The organism is Streptomyces litchfieldiae (assembly GCF_031845365.1).
Taxonomy (GTDB): domain Bacteria; phylum Actinomycetota; class Actinomycetes; order Streptomycetales; family Streptomycetaceae; genus Streptomyces; species Streptomyces litchfieldiae.
Map to the genome: position 1 here is coordinate 13,720 of NZ_JAVREL010000037.1, position 19,995 is coordinate 33,714.

15 protein-coding genes are annotated in these 19,995 nt (G+C 74.6%); 8 read left to right on the forward strand and 7 right to left on the reverse strand.

The window, feature by feature from the left end:
• The first annotated feature begins 193 nt into the window (after positions 1–193).
• Positions 194–1,018 carry a hypothetical protein gene (locus RM590_RS34595; protein WP_311708778.1) on the forward strand — a complete coding sequence of 275 codons (825 nt, stop codon included), beginning with the start codon at positions 194–196 and terminating at the stop codon, positions 1,016–1,018.
• 50 nt (positions 1,019–1,068) lie between these two features.
• On the opposite strand, the gene RM590_RS34600 is transcribed toward RM590_RS34595, so the two are convergent.
• On the reverse strand, positions 1,069–1,674 hold the full coding sequence (locus RM590_RS34600; protein ID WP_311708779.1) for a hypothetical protein: 606 nt from the start codon (positions 1,672–1,674) through the stop codon (positions 1,069–1,071).
• A 132-nt stretch (positions 1,675–1,806) separates the two neighbouring features.
• On the opposite strand from RM590_RS34600, the gene RM590_RS34605 reads away from it, so the two are divergent.
• The gene (locus RM590_RS34605) at positions 1,807–2,775 is read left to right on the forward strand and encodes a hypothetical protein (RefSeq protein ID WP_311708780.1); all 969 of its coding nucleotides are present in this window, start codon (positions 1,807–1,809) and stop codon (positions 2,773–2,775) included.
• 6 nt (positions 2,776–2,781) lie between these two features.
• Here RM590_RS34605 and RM590_RS34610 read toward each other — a convergent pair whose 3' ends face one another.
• Together RM590_RS34610 and trmB are read right to left on the reverse strand one after the other, a co-directional pair.
• The gene (locus tag RM590_RS34610) at positions 2,782–3,936 is read right to left on the reverse strand and encodes a PrsW family intramembrane metalloprotease (protein WP_311708781.1); all 1,155 of its coding nucleotides are present in this window, start codon (positions 3,934–3,936) and stop codon (positions 2,782–2,784) included.
• Positions 3,937–4,019: 83 nt separating this feature from the next.
• Positions 4,020–4,745 carry a tRNA (guanosine(46)-N7)-methyltransferase TrmB gene (gene trmB, locus RM590_RS34615; protein ID WP_311708792.1) on the reverse strand — a complete coding sequence of 242 codons (726 nt, stop codon included), beginning with the start codon at positions 4,743–4,745 and terminating at the stop codon, positions 4,020–4,022.
• 171 nt (positions 4,746–4,916) lie between these two features.
• On the opposite strand from trmB, the gene RM590_RS34620 reads away from it, so the two are divergent.
• Positions 4,917–6,200 carry an outer membrane protein assembly factor BamB family protein gene (locus tag RM590_RS34620; protein ID WP_311708782.1) on the forward strand — a complete coding sequence of 428 codons (1,284 nt, stop codon included), beginning with the start codon at positions 4,917–4,919 and terminating at the stop codon, positions 6,198–6,200.
• A 285-nt stretch (positions 6,201–6,485) separates the two neighbouring features.
• On the opposite strand, the gene lhgO is transcribed toward RM590_RS34620, so the two are convergent.
• Positions 6,486–7,694 carry an L-2-hydroxyglutarate oxidase gene (gene lhgO / locus RM590_RS34625; RefSeq protein ID WP_394814036.1) on the reverse strand — a complete coding sequence of 403 codons (1,209 nt, stop codon included), beginning with the start codon at positions 7,692–7,694 and terminating at the stop codon, positions 6,486–6,488.
• 8 nt (positions 7,695–7,702) lie between these two features.
• Positions 7,703–9,118 carry an MFS transporter gene (locus tag RM590_RS34630; protein ID WP_311708784.1) on the reverse strand — a complete coding sequence of 472 codons (1,416 nt, stop codon included), beginning with the start codon at positions 9,116–9,118 and terminating at the stop codon, positions 7,703–7,705.
• A 593-nt stretch (positions 9,119–9,711) separates the two neighbouring features.
• Between RM590_RS34630 and RM590_RS34635 the strand changes: the two genes are divergently transcribed.
• The 3 genes from RM590_RS34635 to RM590_RS34645 all read left to right on the forward strand — a co-directional run bounded on the left by RM590_RS34635 (position 9,712) and on the right by RM590_RS34645 (position 13,339).
• Positions 9,712–11,784 carry an asparagine synthase-related protein gene (locus RM590_RS34635; protein ID WP_311708785.1) on the forward strand — a complete coding sequence of 691 codons (2,073 nt, stop codon included), beginning with the start codon at positions 9,712–9,714 and terminating at the stop codon, positions 11,782–11,784.
• Positions 11,785–12,251: 467 nt separating this feature from the next.
• Positions 12,252–12,950, forward strand: coding sequence for a hypothetical protein (locus RM590_RS34640; protein ID WP_311708786.1), 699 nt, complete (start codon positions 12,252–12,254; stop codon positions 12,948–12,950).
• A gap of 62 nt (positions 12,951–13,012) precedes the next feature.
• Positions 13,013–13,339, forward strand: coding sequence for a hypothetical protein (locus RM590_RS34645; RefSeq protein ID WP_311708787.1), 327 nt, complete (start codon positions 13,013–13,015; stop codon positions 13,337–13,339).
• 448 nt (positions 13,340–13,787) lie between these two features.
• Here RM590_RS34645 and RM590_RS34650 read toward each other — a convergent pair whose 3' ends face one another.
• Both RM590_RS34650 and RM590_RS34655 read right to left on the reverse strand, forming a co-directional pair.
• Positions 13,788–15,581: a sigma-70 family RNA polymerase sigma factor gene (locus RM590_RS34650; RefSeq protein WP_311708788.1), complete on the reverse strand. Its 1,794-nt coding sequence runs from the start codon at positions 15,579–15,581 to the stop codon at positions 13,788–13,790.
• A 115-nt stretch (positions 15,582–15,696) separates the two neighbouring features.
• Positions 15,697–16,413, reverse strand: coding sequence for a TetR/AcrR family transcriptional regulator (locus RM590_RS34655; protein WP_311708789.1), 717 nt, complete (start codon positions 16,411–16,413; stop codon positions 15,697–15,699).
• A 193-nt stretch (positions 16,414–16,606) separates the two neighbouring features.
• On the opposite strand from RM590_RS34655, the gene RM590_RS34660 reads away from it, so the two are divergent.
• Both RM590_RS34660 and RM590_RS34665 read left to right on the forward strand, forming a co-directional pair.
• Positions 16,607–17,971 carry an NAD(P)/FAD-dependent oxidoreductase gene (locus RM590_RS34660; RefSeq protein ID WP_311708790.1) on the forward strand — a complete coding sequence of 455 codons (1,365 nt, stop codon included), beginning with the start codon at positions 16,607–16,609 and terminating at the stop codon, positions 17,969–17,971.
• Positions 17,972–18,086: 115 nt separating this feature from the next.
• Positions 18,087–19,769, forward strand: coding sequence for an ATP-binding SpoIIE family protein phosphatase (locus RM590_RS34665; RefSeq protein ID WP_311708791.1), 1,683 nt, complete (start codon positions 18,087–18,089; stop codon positions 19,767–19,769).
• The last annotated feature ends 226 nt before the right edge of the window (positions 19,770–19,995 follow it).

A 19,995-nucleotide genomic window follows, 5' to 3' on the forward strand; every position in this document is an offset into this window, starting at 1 on the left:
GTCACGCTTCGCCGGCCCTTTGCCGCCGCGTGAGTCCCACCCGCGTTCGCTGGCTTCCCATTTAGCGCTGAGGTCGGGGCCGCCGTCCAGCGCTAACGGTGGTTGCGCGCTAAGTCGGCAATTTGACGGGCACTCACGGGACCGGCGGCACAATGGGCCTCTTCAACGGTTGGCAGGGGAGGGAGTGCTGGCGGTGACACGACGGCTGCGACTTAAGCGCGTTCTTCAGAACATTCCGCCGGGCAGGCGGGAACTGGCCGAGGCGCTTCGTAGGCTGTGCCGACATCTCAAGGCAGCAACGCAGGCAGAGATTCTGCGCCTGCTGGCCGAACGCGGATACACGAAGACCAAGAGCGAGCTGTCCCGGTACCTCAGCGGGGAGCGCCTCCCACCTGCGCATTTCGTCAGGGCGCTGCACGGTGCGGCGGTAGACATCTCTGGCGCGCACGCTGTTGGCTGCTCGGAAGCCGACCTTCTCGACCTGCACAGCAAGGCAGAGGCCCTCAAGTGCGCGGGGTGTGCCGTGCTCAGGGCTGAGAACGCAACACTTCGTGCGGAAAACGGGAGCCTTCGCGAGGATCTCGAGTATGCGCGGAAGGCGCGAGGCGGCCTGCCCCCGGGGAACGTTGCTCGCCGAGGACTCGGATCGCACCTGCCGGTCCCCAGGCCAAGAGCGGACCGGCAAGACATGGAGACGCGACTTCCCGGAAAAACCGGTTTCCAGGTGTCGTCACAAACCGTGATGGCGTTCGTCGCTGACACCGAGCAGCTCCACCGCGAAGGCAGGCATAGGGAACTCGCGGCTCTGTGCCAGGAAGGGCTCCAGGGTCTGATGCCCACTGAGACGGCTCACGCGGTTGCCGTGCTGCGCGCGCACGGGCGCTCGTTCGTGGACGACCTGATCCAGATGGCAGGGCGCGACCAGAGCAGTGCCGACGTGATGGCCACCGCGCTGGAACTTATCAAGCAGAAGCGGGCTGGTGATGCTGGGCAGATCCTCGAAGCCGCCCTGGCCTGAGGTGCCCGGGCCGACCTGGCTGGCCGCTCGTCTGCGAGCGATCCGCGAATTCACCCCCTGGAAGCCTGGTCCGGGGCAAGCCCCCGCGTCAGCACCGTCAAGTACGTGCTCGTCGCGATCGCCAGGCTGCGGCCCGATGGGGAGAAACCCGCCGTGCGGAGGGGGGAGTGGGTCGTGTGGTGGATGTGCCACCACACGCCGCCCGCCGGGCCGTGGCAGAGGCCGCCGTCGGTGGAGAGGAGGATTCGGTGGTGGGGCCAGTCCGGGCTGACCACGTCGATGGTCCAGCCGTCGTCCGTCGTGGCGTGCAGGCCGCCGCCGTGGAGGCCGGCGATGCGGACGCGGGTGCCGGTGAGCGGACCGATGCCGGGGCAGGTGAGGTGCGGGCCGGTGGGGTCGCAGACGTCCGCGTCGGGGTCGCGGTCGCGGGCCAGGAGGCGGCCCGTTGCCGTGTCGAACACGCCGTGTCCGCCCTGTGACACCACCATCACCAGCTCGTGGCCGGTGTCCGGGTCGGCGGCGAAGCCGATGCCCAGCAGGCCGCCGATGGGGATGGAGACGCCGGGGCGGAAGACCGGGCGCCACGGGTCCGGGGCAGGGGAGACGGGAGCGGCCAGGAAGCGCTCCCGGAGCTGCACTTCATAGTCGGTGAACATCGCGCTCCAACCCACGCGTAGTGTGAGGGAGACACTACGGTCGGTTCCCGCGAAGCGCTAGACAGGCAACGTTCACCTTGTCGGTGCTTTCGAGTCACGTGCCGAGCCCGGCCCGTGGGCACTCTCGGAAGCATGAAGGTCAGGCTGCGGCCGGGAAGCGTCGCGCGCGCGGAGGATCTCATCACCGCGTGCGTGCGGGAGTGCGCGGGTTACCTGGCGGCGCTGGACGGCGTCGCCGCGCCGGAGCGCACCAAGCTGGTGGCCGCCATCGGAACGCTCATAGCGGAACACACCGCGTTCGAACCGGCCGGTGACCGGTCGTTCGACGCCCTGCTCAACGTCGGCCGCGTCGCGCTCGACGCCGGTGAGGTGCGCCTGGCGCGCCGCGTCGCCGACTCCGGGGTCGCGCTGCGCGCCCGGTCCCAGGACGCGTGGCGGCTGCGGGCCCAGGCGCTGGAGGCGGACGGGCGGTTCGGCGAGGCGGGCCACGCCCGTGGGCGGTGCGCCGCGCTCGGCGGGGAACCGCTGGACGGGCTGCCGCTGGAGGGCGGCGAGCCGATCGGGGTGGCCGCGTTCACCGACCAGATCGCCGGCCGCGCCGTGTGTGTGGTGGCCAACGGCGAGGAGGTGGCGGGCAGCGGGCTGGGCACCCGCATCGACCGTTACGACCTGGTCATACGCGTCGACTCGTTCCAGACGCACGCGCCCGGCACCGGAGAGCGCGTGGACGTGCACGCCGTGTCACACCGCAGCGGCGGCCCGGGCTGGCGGCGGCGGGCGCAGACCCGGCTGGTGCTCGGCGAGCAGCCCGGTCAGTGGTGGGAGGCGATCCGGCAGCGGCTCGTGCCGGGCGCGCAGTCCTACGTCGGCGACCGGTCGCTGAGCCGCCCGGTGCGGGATCCCGCGCTGATCGGCGAGGTGCGCTGGGCGGCCGACCCGAGCACCGGGTTCGTGATGGCGCGGCTGCTGGACTTCCTCGATGTCAGCCCGCGCATCGACCTGGTCGGCTTCGGGCTGCCGGGGCAGTTGCGGGCCGAGGAGCGGCAGTGGGTCCTCGGGCACGCCCGGCACCGCGACGGCCTGCTGATCTCACTCCGTTAGGCCCCGTTACTCCGTCAATACCCGGCCCGCCGCCACCGTCGGCGGCGCCGCCAGCGCGCGGCGCCGGGTCAGGCGGCGCAGCAGGTCCCGTTCCCGTTCGGCGAAGTCCGAGCAGGCGCCGCCCCGTTGGGCCCGGTCGCGCAGCAACGCCAGCGCGGTGGCCGTCGCCTGGTAGTCGGTGACGGCCCGCCACCCCGCCGGGCCGTGGTCCTGGCGCGCCAGGCGGCGGGACAGCGAGCGGCTGCGCAGCGAGCCCAGCGCGCGCGGCTCGGCGTCCGAGAGCCAGCCGGCGGCGGCGTAGAGCGGCAACGTGTCGCGCACGACGCGCAGTTGCCGCTCCCGCGACCAGCCCGTCAGCCAGCACAGCGCGCAGAAGACGGGGACCATCAGCAGCAGGTACACCGCGGCGAAGCCGGTCAGGCTCAGCGAGGCCGACGCGTTCCACGCGGAGTGCAGGCCCATCGCGGTGGCGAGCCCGGCCAGCGGCGGCAGGGCGCGCCAGCGGCGCCGGTGCGCCGTCAGCATCGTGGTCAGGCCGAAGCCGATGCCGGTGAGCGCGGTGAACATCGGGTGCGCGAACGGCGCCAGCACGATCCGCACGAAGAACGTCACCGCCGTCGCCGAGTCCACCCCGCCGACGCCCTCGGCCTGGTCCCGGGTGAAGGCGCTGCCCAGATAGAGGATGTTCTCGGTGAACGCGAAGCCCGTCGCCGACAGGCCCGCCGCCAGGATGCCGGGCAGGACGCCGCTGAACGCGTGCGGCCGGTGCAGGAAGAGGAGGAACACGGCCGCGCCCTTGGCCGTCTCCTCCACGACGGGGGCGATGACGGTCAGCTCCAGCCGGTCGGCGCCCGTGGGCCGCAGCGTGGCGGGGTCGTCGGTCAGCCAGCCCACCAGCAGCCCGTTGGCGATGAGCGCGAACAGCGTGGCCGCGCACGCCCCCCAGCCGAACGCGAACGCCAGCGTGCGCCAGGGGCGCGGCGCGAGCCCGTCGATCCAGTGGAAGGTGCCGAGCAGGATCGGCACGGGCAGCAGGGCCAGCCCCAGCCCCGCCCAGAACCCGGCCGCGCTGGTCTCCCGCCAGATCAGGACCGCCACGACCAGACCGCAGAGGACCAGTGGCGCGCCGATGGTGAGTGTGGGGGAGAGGGGTGGGCGCACCCCACGACTTTACGGCCTGCGACGCCGGCGGGGACAGGGCCGCATGCGCGGGTCGCAGGGCGCGCGGCTCGGCCGGTGGCGCCTCAGGCGCGCCGGAAGAGCAGGTCGCGCACCAGGTGCCCCTTGGCCAGGCCCTGGCGTTCGAAACGGGTCAGCGGCCGGTGCGGGGGGCGGGGCGCGAAGCCGCCGTGGCCGGCGGGCGCCGCGTTGGTGAACGACTCGCTGGCGGTGAGCACTTCGAGCATCCACTCGGCGTACGGCTCCCAGTCCGTCGCGCAGTGCAGCACCGCGCCGGGGGCCAGCCGGGCGGCGGCCAGCTCCACGAACTCGGGCTGGATGATCCGCCGCTTGTGGTGCCGCTTCTTCGGCCAGGGGTCCGGGAAGAAGATCCGCATTCCGGCCAGCGAGGCGGGCGGCAGCATCTCGCGCAGCAGGATGACGGCGTCGCCGTTGGCCACGCGGACGTTCGTCAGGCCGTCGCGCTCGGCGAGCCGCAGCAGGTTCCCCTGGCCGGGGGTGTGCACGTCGGCGGCCAGGATGCCGGTGCCCGGGTCGGCCGCGGCCATCTCGGCGGTGGCCTCGCCCATGCCGAAGCCGATCTCCAGCACCACGGGCAGCCCGTCGAAGAGGGTGGCCGGATCCAGCCGGGCGCGGCCGTCGATCTCCAGTCCCCAGCGCGGCCACAGGCGCAGCAGCGCCGCGTGCTGACCGGTGGTGACGCGGCTGCGCCGCGGCTGGAAGCTGCGTATCGCCCGCTCGTGGCGCCCGCCGACCGGATCGGCGGCGGGACCGGCGCCGGGCGGGAACATCTGGGCGCGCTCGGACGTGATATGCGTGAGGCGGCTGTCGGTCTCGGTCACAATGCGTCCGATTTTACGGCGATTCGAGAACGGAACCGGGCGGCGGCCCTGTGACGTCGGACTCGGTGCCCGGTCTTTCGCGAACGAAAGGCCGGTAATCGGGGGACTTCGGGGGATGTCATGGCGGAGGGAGAGAGCCGGACCGGGCTGGTGGCGCTGCCCGTCGCCGTGCTGCTGCTGGCGCTGCTCACCGTGTGGGTGGTGGTCTTCAGCCGCGAGGACGGCGCGGTGGAGGGGGACGGTCTTGTCGCGTCGACCAGCGCGGCCACGAGCGAGCCGGCCGAGCTGGCGGAGTTGTGGCGTTCCCCGGCCGTGGCGGCGGCGATCGACGACGCGGGGGCGCGCGCCACCCGGCTGTGGGCGCACGACGGCACGGTCACGCTGGTGTCGACGGCGGGGGTCCGGGGCTTCGGCACGGTCGACGGCGCCCCGCTGTGGGAGGCCGCGGCGCCGCCCGGGGCCGGCGCGCCCTGCGCGGCGGCCGAGGGGACGAACGCGGCGGGGATCGGCGCGGTCCTCTACCTGGTCGAGGACGGGCAGGCGGACACCGGCTGTTCGGTGCTCGGCATGGTCGACACGACGAGCGGCGAGCTGCTGTGGTGGCAGCGGTTCGCCCGCCCGGTGGCGGCGGCGGACGTGACGGTGTCGGTGGGGGAGCAGGCGGTCACGGTCGGCCTGGACGACACCGGCGAGCTCGCCGGCTTCCGCCGTTACGCGGTGTCCGACGGCGCCGAGCTGGGGCTGCCGCCGCAGCCGGAGGACGGCTCGTGGGCCTGCGCGGACGGGCGGGAGACGCTGGCCGTGCGGCACGCCGGATCGCGCCTCGCCGTGCTGACCCGGTGCGCGAGCACGCCGGAGCTGACCGTGTACCACGCGGACACCGGCGAGCTGGAGTGGACGCACCCGGCGTCCGACCCGGAGTTCGGCTTCAGCGGCATCCTCGCCGGCGATCCCGTGCTGCTGCTCCAGGGCAACGAGGCGGTGGCGTACGCGGAGACCGGCGAGGAGCTGTGGCGGCTGCCGCTCGACGGGCTGCGCACGGAGATGTCGGCGGTCGCGGGCGGGGTGCTGTGCGTGCGGTCCGGCAGCGCCGGGTTGGCCGGCTACGACGTGGCGGACGGCGACCGGCTCTGGGAGACCGAACTGCCCGAGGGCGCCCAGCTCTTCGGCGTGGACGACGAGGAACGGCTGCTTCTCGGCCATCCCGCGGACAGCGAGTGGCTGCGGCTGACGCGGCTGGATCCGGCCGACGGCTCGCTGGACCCCGCGGGATCGATCCCCCTCGACGGGCGCCGGGTGCACGACGGCCAGTTCGTGGCCTGGGACGAACACCAGCTCTATGTGATGGCCCCGATACGGCGGGACGGAACGGACGGCCTGCGGCTGCGCGCGTTCGAACGCTGAGCGCTCCGCCGGGAACGCGGTGACGGCCGCGGCTTCGGTCGGGGCCGCGGCTTCCGCGAAGATGCGCGGGGCCGTCCGTGGCCGATGGCGCCCACGCGGCGGAGCCGCACGAGGTCACAGCCCCAGCCCCTCACGGAGACCGGCACCGCACCGCACCGGACTTCGGCAGGCGCGCTGAGGGAGTGTCCGCGAGGCCCCCGCGGCCAGGCCCTGGCCGGTCGGTCAACGGGGTCCCCCGGGGGGAGTTGGCCGCGGGAGTCGCGGGCCCGGCAAGACCGGCGGGGCCTACCGCTCCGGCATCGCCCTCAGCACCCGGGCGGCGACCTCCCGGCCGATCGGGAAGCACGCGGTGGCCGCCGGCGAGGGCGCGTTGAGCACATGCACCGTGTGCGGCCCCTCGGCGATCTCGAAGTCGTCGGCGAGCGTGCCGTCCGGCCGGACCGCCTGGGCGCGCACGCCGGCGGGCGCGGGCAGCAGGTCGTTCTCGGTGATCTCCGGCAGCAGGCGGCGCACGGCCGCCGTGCACGCGCGGCGCGACAGCGAGCGGCGCACCTCGCCCGCGCCGTACCGCCAGTGGCGGCGAGCCAGCTTCCAGACGCCGGGGTAGGCCACGGTGCCGGCCAGTTCACGCGGCCGCACCGTGCGCCAGCGGTAGCCCTCGCGGGCCAGGGCGGGCACCGCGTTGGGCCCGATGTGCACCGCGCCGTCCAGGCCGGCGGTCAGGTGCACGCCGAGGAACGGGAACGCCGGGTCCGGCACCGGATACACCAGCCCGCGCACCAGCTTGGCCCGCTCCGGCCGCAGCAGGTGGAACTCGCCGCGGAACGGCACGATCCGCACCCCCGGCTCGTCCCCGGCCAGCCGCGCGACGCGGTCGCTGTGCAGGCCGGCGCAGTTGACCAGGGCGCGCGCCCGCAGCACCGCGCCGTCCGTCGTGCGGACCGCGACCCCCCGGCCGGGGCGGCGGTCGACCGCGACGACCTCCGCGCTCCGCCGGAGCGTGAGCGGCCGGGCCAGCTCCCGGGCGACGGCCGCGAAGTCGCACTGCCCGGTGGTCTCCACGCGCAGCGCGGCGATGCCGGCCACCGCCGGCTCGTACTCGGCGATGCCCGCGGGGCCGAGCTCCCGCACCGGCACCCCGTTGCGCCGGGCGCGCTGCGCCAGCTCGTGCAGCCGGGGCAGCTCGGCCGGGGCGGTGGCGACGATCAGCTTGCCCGGCACGGCGTGCGGGATGCCGCGCTCCGCGCAGAACGCGACCAACTCGGCCGCGCCGCGCGCCGCGTACCGCGCCTTGCGCGAGCCGGGCCGGTAATACACGCCGCTGTGGAGCACGCCGCTGTTCCGCCCGGTCTGGTGCCAGGCCGGGGCCGGCTCCTTCTCCAGGACCGTGACGGCCAGCCCCGGCCGGGCGGCGCGCAGCGCGTGCGCGGTGGCCAGGCCCACGATTCCGCCCCCGACCACGAGAACGTCGCAGTCGTACCCTGCCAGTGTCATGTGCGACATCATGCCGGAGCGGTCAGGAGCGGGCGGGCCTGCTCCTGAAGCTCTTTGACCAGCGGCTCGTCCCCGTAAGGCGCGAGGCGGAGCAGCAGATTCCGCACATAGTCCGTGGTGCGGGCGGAGGATATGCGCCCGGCGACCTCGACGGCGCGGGCGCCGGCGGCGCAGGCGGCGTCCAGGTTCCCCTCCTCCAGCTCGGCGACGGCCTTGACCACCAGCCGCAGCCCGTGCGAGCGGACGAACTCCTCGGTGGGCTCGGACAGCGCCTTCTCCGTGAAACGGCGCACCTGTCCCGGCACGCGCAGGTCGATGTAGCACTCGGCGGCGTCGGCGGCGAGGCGGTTGTAGGAGTAGAAGTCCAGCCAGCCCGGGTCGCCGTCGCCGTCCCGGGACCGCTCCAGCCAGCCCTCGGCCGCGTTCAGCGCGGACTCGCAGCCGGCGGTGTCCCGGGCCTTGGCCAGCGCCCGGGCCTCGACGAGCTTGAAGAAGCTCATGGTGCGGGCGGTCGCCAGCGAACGGTTCCGCTCCAGGGCCGCCTGCGCCAGGTCCACGCCCTCCTCGGCGAAGCCGCGGTAGATCGCCTGCAACGACATCGACGCCAGCACATAGCCGCCCAGCGGCACGTCGGCCGCGGCCCGCGCCAGCCGCAGCGCCTGGATGTAGTAGCGCTGCGCGGCCTCCTGCTGGCCGGTGTCGAACGCCATCCAGCCCGCCAGCCGCGTCAGCTCGGCGGTCGCGCGGAACAGGGAACGGCCCACCTCGTCGCTGTAGCTGCCCAGCAGCAGCGGGGCCGCGTCCGTGCGCAGGCACTCCGGGACCATGGACGAACGCCAGTCGCCGCCCCCGTACTTGGAGTCCCAGCGGCGCGCCTCCTCGGCCGCCTCGCGCAGCTTGGACACGTCCGAGTGCCCGACGCGGCCGAAGCCGCCCTCGGCGCGCGCCGGCCCCGGCGCCTCGCGCGAGACGGACGCGTCGGCCGGGGTGATCAGCCAGCGCGAGACGGGCGTGGCGTAGGCGCTGACGGCGAACGACCCCGAGAGCGTCTGCCAGATGCCCTTCCCGGGGGCGACATCCAGCCGGTACAGCTCGGTGGCCGAATCCACCGCCCCCGGGACGTCGCGGGTGAAGGCGAGCCCGACCTCGGGCGCCGGATCGGTGTCGGCCAGCCCGATCTCGTGCAGCGGCACCGGGCGGCCGAGCTTGCTGCTGATGGCGGCGGCGATCAGATGCGGCGCCGAGCCCTGTGGGACCATGCCCTTCGTCACCCACCGGGCGACGGAGGTCTTGTCATATCGCAGTGTCAATCCCCGCTGCGCGCCGAGGTCGTTCACCCGGCGGGCTAGACCGGCGTTGCTGATTCCGGCAAGGGCGAGAACCGCCCCCAGCTTCTCGTTCGGCCCGCGTGGCTCCTTGGACATGCGCGCACCCCTGACACACCAACGGCAGCCCCGCGACCAGCGCAGGGCTTTCCGTGCCTCCGCCAACCCAGCGTAGTTCGGTGCCTGCTGACCGTTAAGGGGGTGGATCCCGGATGGCGGATTTGTGTCCGTACGGCTGTACGAGCGCTTACTCGTTCCGGGATTGTGCTCCCGGCATGTGGCCGTGCGCCCGGCCGTGCGCTCTGGGCAGTCCGGACGGCGAGGGCTTCGATGGGAAACGCGTGGGTCGGCCCGTTGTCCTGAAGGATCAGCGGGTCGGGGGAAGCCGCCGTCTCATTCCCCGCGGACGGTGGCCTGGTCCGGGAGGCGGCCAGCGTCTCCCGGACCACAGCTCTCCTGCCCCCTGGCAGCCCCTGTCATAAGCCGTTCTCCAGCCAGACTTTGGCCGAAAACTGCCGGTTTTCCCCGCGGTGGCACAGGAGCCCCGTGCGTCACGGCCGGCACGACGGGTAGTTCGCCACGCGGGCGAACTACCTCCCCGTCATGCCCCGTTCCCGCCGGTCCCGTGGCAGCATGGGCCTGTCAGCAAACACCCATGCGGCGATCCGTGGTTCTCAGTGGGGGAGGCGGCGATGCGGTGGTTGGTCGGCTGGGCCGGGGCCGCTGCCAGCGCTGCCCGCGACATTCAGCCCCTGGGCGCCCAGTTGCTGTGGGAGGGGCCCGACCCGCTGTGGGCCGTGGGCGACTGGCGCCCCGACGAGATCCGCCTCGTGTACGCCGACGGCGACACCCACCTGGCCGTCTTCGGCTACTGCGGCGCCGACGACGAGACGCTGCGCCGCTCGCTCGTCTCCGCGCGCGCCGGCGCCCTGCGCCAGCTCACCACCTGGCCCGGCAGCTACACCGCGGTCGCGCGCTTCGGCCGCCGCACCGTCATCCCCGCCGACCTGGCCGGCACCCGCCCGGTGTTCCACACCAGTTGGGCCGGCGGCACCGCCTACGCCACCGCCGCCCTGCCGCTGGCCGACCTCACCGAGGCCCAGCTCGACGTCGCCCACCTCGCGGCGCTGCTCGCCTGCCCCGAGGCGCCGGAAGCCGTCGGCCACGGCACGCCCTACCGCGGCGTCGACCGCGTGCCGCCCGGCCACGCGCTGCGGCTGCGCGAGGGCGGCAGCCGCGACATCCTCGGCTATGAGCCCGCCACCCCGCTGGTCGTCGCCGCCCCGCCCGTGGAGCGCGGGGCCGCCGTAGCCGGGGTCCGCGACGCCCTTGTCGAGGCGGTCCGCACGCGGCTGGCCGCCCCCCGGCACGCGCCCGCCCGGGACGCCGGGCCGGTGCCCGGCATGGGCCCGGCCGACCGGCGCGCCGCCCGCCTGGGCCCCGAGCCGGCCCCCGGCGTCGGCGCCGACCTCTCGGGCGGCAGCGCCTCGGCCACCCTCGCCCTCCTCGCGGCCGGCCTGCCCGGCATGCCCGGCACGGTCTACGGCACCGGCGCCACGCTGGCCGGGGAGCGGCTGCTGGCCGTCACGTTCAACGACCTCACCGCCGCCGGCGGAGCCAACGGGCCGACCCGCGCCGCCGAGCTGGACCGCGCCCGCCTCATCGCGGAGAACCCGCGCCTGCACCACATCGTCGTCCCCGGCGGCGAGGAGGCCCTGCCCTACGCCGACCTGGAGTCCGGGCCGCTCACCGACGAGCCCGGCCCCTCCCTGGTCCTGGCCGCCCGGCACCGGCACCGGCTGGCCGCCGGCAGCGCCGACCACCTCATCGGGCACGGCGCCCGCCAGGTGCTGGACGCCCACCCGGCCCGCCTCGCCGACCTGCTGCTGGACCGCCGCCGCCGTCATCTGCTGCGCCCCGTCACGGCGTTGGCGAAGGCGAGCGGCGGGCGCAGCCGGGCGATGCTCGTCCCGTTCACGGTGTACCGGGCGGCCCGCCGGCTCGCCCGCACGCCCTACCCCGAGGGCCTGTCCAGCGCCGCCGGCCTGCTGCGCGCCCCCATCGACGACGCGCTGCTCACCGACGGCGCGCTCGGCGCCTCGCTGGCCGCGCTCTCCTGGTGTCGCCCGGGCCCGGCCGCGCGCTGGCTCACCGGCGAGGCGCTCGCCGAAGTATCGATTCGGCTCGAAGCTGTCGCCGCCCGCCCCCGGGGCAACGCCACCACCGGCCGCCCCGGCGAGCAGCGCGCCCGCGCCGTTCTCGCCCGGCACGCCGCCGACCACCGCGTTCTGGAGCAGGCCGCCGAGGTGCGCCACCAGCGGCTGCACGCGCCGTTCTACGACAACCAGGTCGTGCGCGCCTGCCAGGCGCTCCCCGAGAGCCTCCGCGTGCAGCCCGGGGCGCGCGCCGATGTGCTGCGCTCCGTGCTGGAGGGCGCCGGCGTGCGCGACCTGCCGCCCGGCTGGGGCGCCACCACGCACTCCTCGCACGGCGAGTCCGTCCGGGCCGGGCTGCGGACCTATGTCAGCGACATCGTCGGCCTGTTCGACGCGCCGCTGCTGGCCGACGCCGGGCTCATCGAGGCCCGCGTCGTCCGCAAGGCCGTGCGCGCCGCCGCCGAGGGCGAGGCGCTGCCGCTGGACGGACTGGCCGAGCTGGTCTCCACCGAGATCTGGCTGCGCCGCCTGCTCACCCGCCGCGGCTCCTGCTGGACCGCCGAGGGCCACCACGACCCGCGGGCCGTGACCAGCGGCGTGAGTCCGTAACGCGCGCCCGGCGCGAGTGCCCCGCGCACGGCGGGAATTCCTCGCCGGTCCCCGAACGTCACCCCCGACAATGGAAACCGTGCGGTATCTCATCCTCGGCGCCACCGAAGCCCGCGACGAGCGAGGCCGGCCCGTTCCCCTCGGCGGGACACGGCTGCGCGCGCCGACTTGCTCCGCGCCCGGCTGATCACCCCGACCGGCCCCGGCGGTTCCGGCAAGACCCGGCTCGCCGAGCACGCCGCCGTGCTGGCCGCCCTGGGCCGTCGCGAGACCACCGTGCTGACCGGGCCCGCCCCGACTACGACCCGGCCGCCGACCCCGAGGCCGTCGCCGAGATCTGCCGCCGCCTCGACGGCCTGCCGCTCGCCATCGAACTGGCCGCCACCCGGCTGCGCTCCCTCACCCCCCGCCAGATCGCTGACCGCCTCGACGACCGCTTCCGGCTGCTGTCCAGCGGCAGCAGAACGGTGCTCCCCCGGCAGCAGACGCTGCGCGCCGTCGTCGACTGGTCCTGGGATCTGCTGGAGGACCGCGAACGCACCGTGCTGCGCCGCCTCGCCGTCTTCGCCGGCGGCTGCACCCTGGCCGCCGCCGAGGCCGTCTTCGCCGGCGGGGACACCGTGAGCGGCGCCGAGGTGCTGGACATCCTCGCCTCCCTGGTCGACAAGTCGATCCTCATCGCCGACCAGCCGCCGCCCGACGAGCCCGAACTCGCCTGCGCCGGCGTCCGTTACCGCAGGCCGGAGACCATCCACGAGTACGCGGCCGAGCGCGCCGCCGAGCACCCCGCCGACCGGCACGCCACCGCCCGTCGGCACACCGCGCACCTGCTCGACTTCGCGCTGGACGCCGAGCCCCGGCTGCGCACCGGCGAGCAACTGCGCTGGTTCGCCCGCATCGAGGCCGACCTCGACAACATCCGCGCCGTCCTGCACCGGGCCCTGCGCGCCGGGGACCGGGAGACCGTCGGCCAACTCGTCATCGCCATGGGCTGGTTCTGGGTCGTGCGCAACCACCGCGCCGAGGCGCCGACTGGATCCGCGCCGCGCTCGCCCTGGATCCGGACACCGCGGCCGACGGCGCGCCGTTCGCCGGGGCCGACGCCCCGCCCGTCGGCGCCGCCTACCTCCACCGGCTCGAACTGCGCCTGCTGCTCTACTTCCTGAGCCACGAGAGCGGCACGGAAACGGGCCTGTCCGGCGCGGCCCTCACCGGCTACGCCCACCGCGTGGTGGCCGCCTTCGGCGCGCCGGGGCCGCCCGTCGCGCAGAGCCTGCGCTTCCCCGGCCTGCTGTGGCCGTTCACCGCCGCCATCACCGGCGGCTACCCGGAGGCGCTGCGCCGCATGGACACCGCCGTCGCCCGCTGCCGCGCGCACGCCGGGCCATGGGAGCTGGCCGTGCTGCTGCTGTTCCGCTGGCACCTGCGGTTCGGCGTGCCCGGCGCGGCGGACGACGGCCGCCGCGGCCGACCTGCCCGAGCTGGAACGCCTCGCCCAGCGCACCGGCGACCGCTGGCTGCGCCTCCATGTGCACGCGCTGCGCGCCGGCCATGAGACGTCCCGGGGCAACTGCGGGGCCGCGCGCGGCGAGTACGAGGAGGCCATCCGCATCGCCGAGGAGATCGGCGCCGACGCCGAGGGGCCGCTGCCAGCCGTGCGGATGGCCGAGACGGCGTATTGCGAGGACGACCTCGACCGCGCCGAGAAGCTGCTCGACGAGGCGGTCGCCGAGGCCGAACGGCTCGGCATCCGGGACCCGTTGAGCATCACCCACCTGCTGGGCGCGGCCATCGCGCTGGACCGCGGGGCGGGGGCCCGGGGCCGGGAGCTGCGCGAGCTGGCCGTCCGCCTCCTCGTCGCCGCGCACGGACGGGCCGCTCACCGCGCCGGAGCGCTGCCAGATGCACCGGCTGGAGAGCGCCACCGCGCCGACGCCGGGCACCGGCCCCCCGCTCGACCCGGCGGGCACGATGGCCCTCCTGGACACCGTCCTGGTCGGCGATCAAGCGCAGTGGATCTCCGATTCGGCCCAGTCGGCCAACGCGACTGCGCCCAGCGGGCCCCGCGGCTCCACCTGGAGCCGCAGCTCCGTCACCCCGGTCAGCGAGACGTTCAGCGGCACCGCGTCGTCCCGCCCGCCGACCACCGGGGAACGCCACAGCTCCACGCCGTCGCCCCACACGCTGAAGACCGCCGCGCCGGCGCCCCGCGTGAGGTCGTCCAGCCCCACCAGCGCCTCGTAGGCCACACAGGACCGGTTGAGCTCGACGGTCACGGACGACCGCGCCGCGACGGAGATCCCGTGGGTGTAGACCCGCCCGTTGACGCCGACCTCGTCGCGCTGCCACACGGGGCTGCTGCCGCTCAGCCGCAGGACCGGGGCCGTGCCGTCGCCGAGCAGGTCGAACGGCAGCGACCGCAGCTCGAACGGCTCGGTGGGCGGCTCCGGTTCGGGCGCGGGCGGCGCGACCGGCGGCGGGGGAACGGGCTCGGGCTCCGGCGACGGTTCGGGTTCCGGCGACGGCTCCGGCTCGGGCGGTGGCGAGGGCACGGGCGAGGGTTCGGGCTCCGGAACGGGCACCGGCTCGGGCTGCTCGGGTAAGGGCTCCGGAACGGGCTCGGGTTCCGGCGACGGCTCCGGCGATGGCTCACGCGACGGCTCCGGCGGCGCCGAGGGCGGTGGCTCGGCGGGCGCCGCGTCCTGTGGCGCGGTGGCCTGCGGCTCCTCCCGCGACTCCCCGCCCGCCAGCGCCAGCGCGAGCACCGCTGCGGCGGCCGTCGCCAACACGCCCGAGGCGATGCCCGCCTTCACCGGCCCGCCCAGCCCCTCCGACGCCGCCCCGGTCCCGGCCGCCCCGGCCCCCGTCGCGCCCAGCAGCAGACCGCCGCCCCTGAGCGACGAATCCGCCGCGAACCAGCCGATGAACGCCACCGGCAGCAGCGCGCCGATCCGCTCGTTGAGATCCCGCACCTCGGACGCCGCCACCGCACAACGGGCGCACTCCGCCAGATGCTTGCGCAACCCCCGCTCCGCGCGCGTGCGCAGCCCGCCCCGCGCGAACGCCCCCAGCCGGTCGGCGAACCGCGCGCACTCCCCGCCCTCGGTCAGCGCCCGGCTCACATGCTCCTGGAGATACGCCTGCCGCAGCCCCTCCCGCGCCCGATGCGCCAGCACCGCCGTGGCGTTGGGCGTCAGTCCCAGCAGCGGCGCCACGTCCTTCGGCGACGCGTCCTCCACCGTCGTGTGCCACAACACCGTCTGCCAGCGCTCCGGGAGACTGCGGAACGCGCGCACCGCCATGCTCCGCTCGGCCTCGCGCATCGCGCGCACCTCGGCCCCCGCGTCGAGCGTGTCCCCGTCGCCCGGCCGCACCTCCGCCGCGGACACCGCGGACACCGCGGACACCGCGAACGCCGCGAAGTCCTCGACCAGATGCTCCCGCCGCGCCGTCCGCGCCCAGTCCGCCGCCACCCGGCGCACCGACGTCAGCAGATAGGCCCGCACCGCCGTCCGCGGGCCCGCGCCCCGGCGCACGGCCTGCAACGTGGCGGCGAACACCTCGTTCGTCAGATCGTCCGCCGTGTCCGCGTCCCGGCAGCAGGTGCGCGCGTACCGGCGCACGGCGTCCGCATGGCGCCGGTACAACTCCGCGTCCGCCCCCGGAACGCCCCGACGCATCCGATCGATCAACTCGAGGTCGGCGGCCTCGTCGTGCCCCACCCGCTGCCGCGGAACCAGGGACTCCTCGGAGCCGTCGGAGTCGCCGGAGTCCACGTCCTGGCCCTCAACGCCCATAGCGGGAAGCCCCCGTATTTACATCGGTGTCAGCGACGGGGGCCAGGCTCCCACACGAACGGCGCACCACCCCCGAAGTTCTTCGAGAACCACTCGTCCGAGGGTTATCAGCGCATCACCGATCGTTCGCGCGGAGTCCCTGCAACAGAATCTCCAACAGCCGCGATTCCGCCGCCGTCTGCCGCGCCGCGTCCTCGAACCGGGGCGGCGTGGTGGCTATCACCAGCATCAGATCGGCCACCGTCACATCCGCCCGCAGCTCCCCGGCCGCCCGGGTCCGCTCCACCAGCTCGCCCACGACCGCCAGCAGCTCCCGTGTCCCCGGCCGCGCCTCGTCGGCCGGTTCGCCGTCCCCGGCCACCGGACTCCGCTGCGCCGGCACCCGCCAACCGCCCGGCTCCTCCTGCCCGGTGGCACTCGCCGACAGCAGCTCCGGCGGCAGCAGCCGCCCCGCCCCCGACGCCGCGGAACGCCGCACGAACCGCGCCAGCGCCCGCCACGGCTCGTCGTCCAGCGCCAGCGCCTCCAGCGCCCGGTCCGTCAACCGCTGCGTCTCCTCGGCCGCGATGTGCCGGACCAGCGCCTCCTTGTTCGGAAAACGCCGGTACACCGTCCCGACGCCGACCCGCGCCCGCCGGGCCACCTCCTCCATCGGCGCCCCGTAACCCTGCTCGCCGAACACGTCACGCGCCGCGCTCAGCACATGCCGCAGATTGCGCTGCGCGTCCACGCGCAACGGCGCCGACACCTTCCCGTCCGCGCGTCCCTCCGCACGGCTCCGCTCACCCGGGGACGGTGTATCCGTACCGTCCTCGGTCCCTGAAATCCGCATATCCATTCCCCCGGTGGTGCGGACGCCCCCCGAATCGACGTTCCGCGTGGTGAGAGTACGAACATAGTTGAGGCGACTGACACTGAGAAGGACTCGGAGAAACCGTGCGATCCGCACACCACGCGCCCCCGTTCGGAGCAGCACCTCGTCCGACCTGTGGACAAACGGCCACTCACGGGTGCCTTATGGACAGGTGACGAAGCAACCCGCGCACATCGTGGTGGCCGGCGGCGGCTATGTCGGTCTCTACACCGCACATCGCCTCCAGCGCAGACTCAAGCGCGAACTGAGGCGGGGCGACGTCCGGATCACCGTGATCAGCCCCGAGCCCTACATGACCTACCAGCCCTTCCTCCCCGAGGCCGCGGCCGGATCCATCTCGCCACGGCACGTCGTCGTACCCCTGCGCCGCGTGCTCGCCCGCTGCCGCTTCGTCCCCGGCGAGATCACCGCCGTCGACACCGAACGGCGCACCGTCTCGATACAGACGCTGGCCGCCGCGGAAACCGGCGGCGAGCCGCTCCGGCTGGACTACGACGAACTGGTGCTGGCGCTTGGTTCCATCTCGCGCACCCTCCCCGTCCCCGGCCTGGCGGAGCACGGCATCGGCTTCAAGACGGTGGAAGAGGCCATCGGCCTGCGCAACCACGTGCTGGAACAGCTCGACATCGCCTCGTCCACCCGCGACTCCGCCGTCCGCGACGCCGCCCTGACCTTCGTCTTCGTCGGCGGCGGCTACGCCGGGGTGGAGGCCTTGGCCGAGCTCGAGGACATGGGACGTTACGCGTGCCGTTACTACCACAACATCCGCCCGGAGGAGCAGCGGTGGATCCTGGTCGAGGCAACCGACCGGATACTGCCCGAGGTGGGTGAACAGATGGGCACATACGCCGTGCGCGAGCTGCGCGGGCGCAACATCGACATCCGGCTGGGCACCCGGCTCGAATCCTGCGAGGACCGCACCGCCGTCCTCAGCGACGGCTCCCGGCACCCCACCCGCACCCTCGTGTGGACCGCCGGCGTCAAGCCCAGCCCCGTGCTCGCCGACTGCGGCGTCCCCCTCGACGCGCGCGGGCGCGTGCGCTGCACCCCGGACCTGCGCGTCGAGGGCGTCGACCACGTGTGGTCCGCCGGCGACGCCGCCGCCGTGCCCGACCTCACCGCGGAGCCGGGTGACCCGCCCACCCTCTGCGCCCCCAACGCGCAGCACGCCGTGCGCCAGGGCCGCCGCCTCGCCGACAACATCGCCGCCGCCCTGCGCGGCCGGCCGCTCACCGACTACCGGCACCGCTACGCCGGCTCGGTCGCCTCCCTCGGCCTGCACAAGGGCGTCGCCCGCGTGTACGGCCGCCGTCTCAAGGGCTATCCGGCCTGGTTCCTGCACCGCGCCTACCACCTCAGCCGCGTTCCCACCACGAACCGCAAGGCGCGCGTGCTCGCCGAGTGGACCCTCGCCGGTCTGTTCAAACGCGAGATCGTCTCCCTCGGCTCCCTGGAACACCCCAGAGCCGAATTCGAACTCGCCGCCGGGACCGGACGACACCCCGAAGGCACCTGACCGCGACCCGGCATGTGACGATGGGTGCGCTGCCGCTCGGCGAAGAGTAGATACAGCCCAAGACGCAAAAGCCAGGCCAAGACGTAGAAACCAGAACGAATCGGATCGGAACGCTGTGAATTTGACGCGCTGGGGTATCCGGCTGCCCGGAACACAGCGGCGCCACGCCGCCGCCACCGACCGTGGCAGAGGCGAAGAGACCGGTGGCGTCCCGGCGGCTCGCACGGGCGAGCACCCGGAGCCGGCAGCACGGCCCCTCGGCGGGCGCGGCATCGACCCGCCCGCCATCCACGAGCTCCTCGGCCAGGTCCAGGCACCGGTCGCCGTCGTCCGCGGGCCCGACCACCGCGTCGCCTATGTCAACGAGGCGTACGCCGCCCTCTTCGGTTCCCGCGCGCCGGGAGTGCCCGCCCGCGAATCCCTGACCGAGCTCGCCGAGATCGGCCTGCTCCCCCTCATGGACCAGGTGCAGCGCAGCGGCACCCCGCGCACCCTGAAGTCCCGCAGCGTCCCGGGCCCGGTCCCCGGCAACGCCCGCGACAGCTACTTCACCTTCACCTGCACCCCCGTCGAGCTCGCCGCCACCGCCGACGCGCCGGCCCAGCGCGGCGTCCTCGTCTTCGCGGCCGACGTCACCGACCAGGTCGTCTCGGCCGAGCGGCTGCGCGAGAGCGAGAGCCAGCAGCGCGCCGCCGCCGTCACGCTCCAGCGCAGCCTGCTGCCCCAGCGCCTCGAACAGCCCGACGACCTGCGCGTCGCCGCCACCTACCAGCCCGGCGGCATCGACGCGGCGGTCGGCGGCGACTGGTACGACGTGATCACGCTCGGCGCCGGACGCACGGCCGTCGTGATCGGCGACGTAATGGGCCGGGGCGTGCGCGCCGCGGCGGTGATGGGCCAGCTCCGCACCGCCGTCCGCGCCTACGCGCGCCTGGACCTGCCGCCCCACGAGGTGCTCCAGCTCCTGGACGGCCTCGCCGCCGAGATCGACTCCAGCCAGATCGCCACCTGCGTCTACGCGGTCTACGACCCCAACGAGGGCACCCTCACCTACGCCTCCGCCGGGCACCTGCCCATCTTCATCCGCGAGGCCGACGGCAGCGTCCACCGCGCCGCCGAGCCCACCGGCCCGCCCCTGGGCACCGGCGGCTGGGTGCACGCCTCGGGCACCGTCCCGTTCGGCCCCGGCTCCACCGCCGTGCTGTGCACCGACGGCCTGGTGGAACGGCGCGACGCCGACATCGACGAGGGACTCGACGCGCTGGAACGCGCCGTGGCCGGCACCGGCGACAGCCCGCAGATCCTGTGCGGCCGGCTGCTGCGCGCGCTCGGCATCACCGAGGACCACGACGACGACGTCGCCATCCTCGTGCTGTCCTGCCCCGAGCGGCAGGGCGAGGAGGCCGACCTCTTCCGCGGCGCCGCGCTCGACCTGCTCGGCGGCGTCGAGGCCGCCCCACGGGCCCGCGCGTTCGCCGACGGGGTGCTGGCGAGCTGGCGGTTCCCCGAGGAACTGCGGGAGCTGGGCGTGCTCGCCGCCAGCGAGCTGGTGGCCAACTCCCTCAAACACGGCCGCGCCCCGATGGGCCTGCGGCTGCGCCGCACGGACCGCCGCCTGATCGTGGAGGTGACGGACGGGGACGAGCACCTGCCGCGCCGCCAGCAGGCCGCCCCGGCCGACGAGGCCGGCCGCGGCATCGCGGTGGTGGCCACGATCGCGGCCGAGTGGGGCGCCCGCCGGCTGCCCGAGGGCGGCAAGGCGGTGTGGGCGGAGTTCGCCCTTCCGGGCTCAAGTTGACGCCGTTGGGGTGAGGGCGTAATGTTGCGCAAGCGCTCTTGAAGGGCGCACCCCCTACCACTTGATTCAACCCGCGAGGGTCTATTTCGGCTTGCCCGGAATAGGTGCTCCGGAGCCGGATTTGGAATTCGGCGGGGATTGCTTCTAGAGTGGTGGACACAGCGAAGGGAACGCCCGGAGGGTCCCGGTGAGGGATTCGATGGAAGCGTCCGTTCCTTGAGAACTC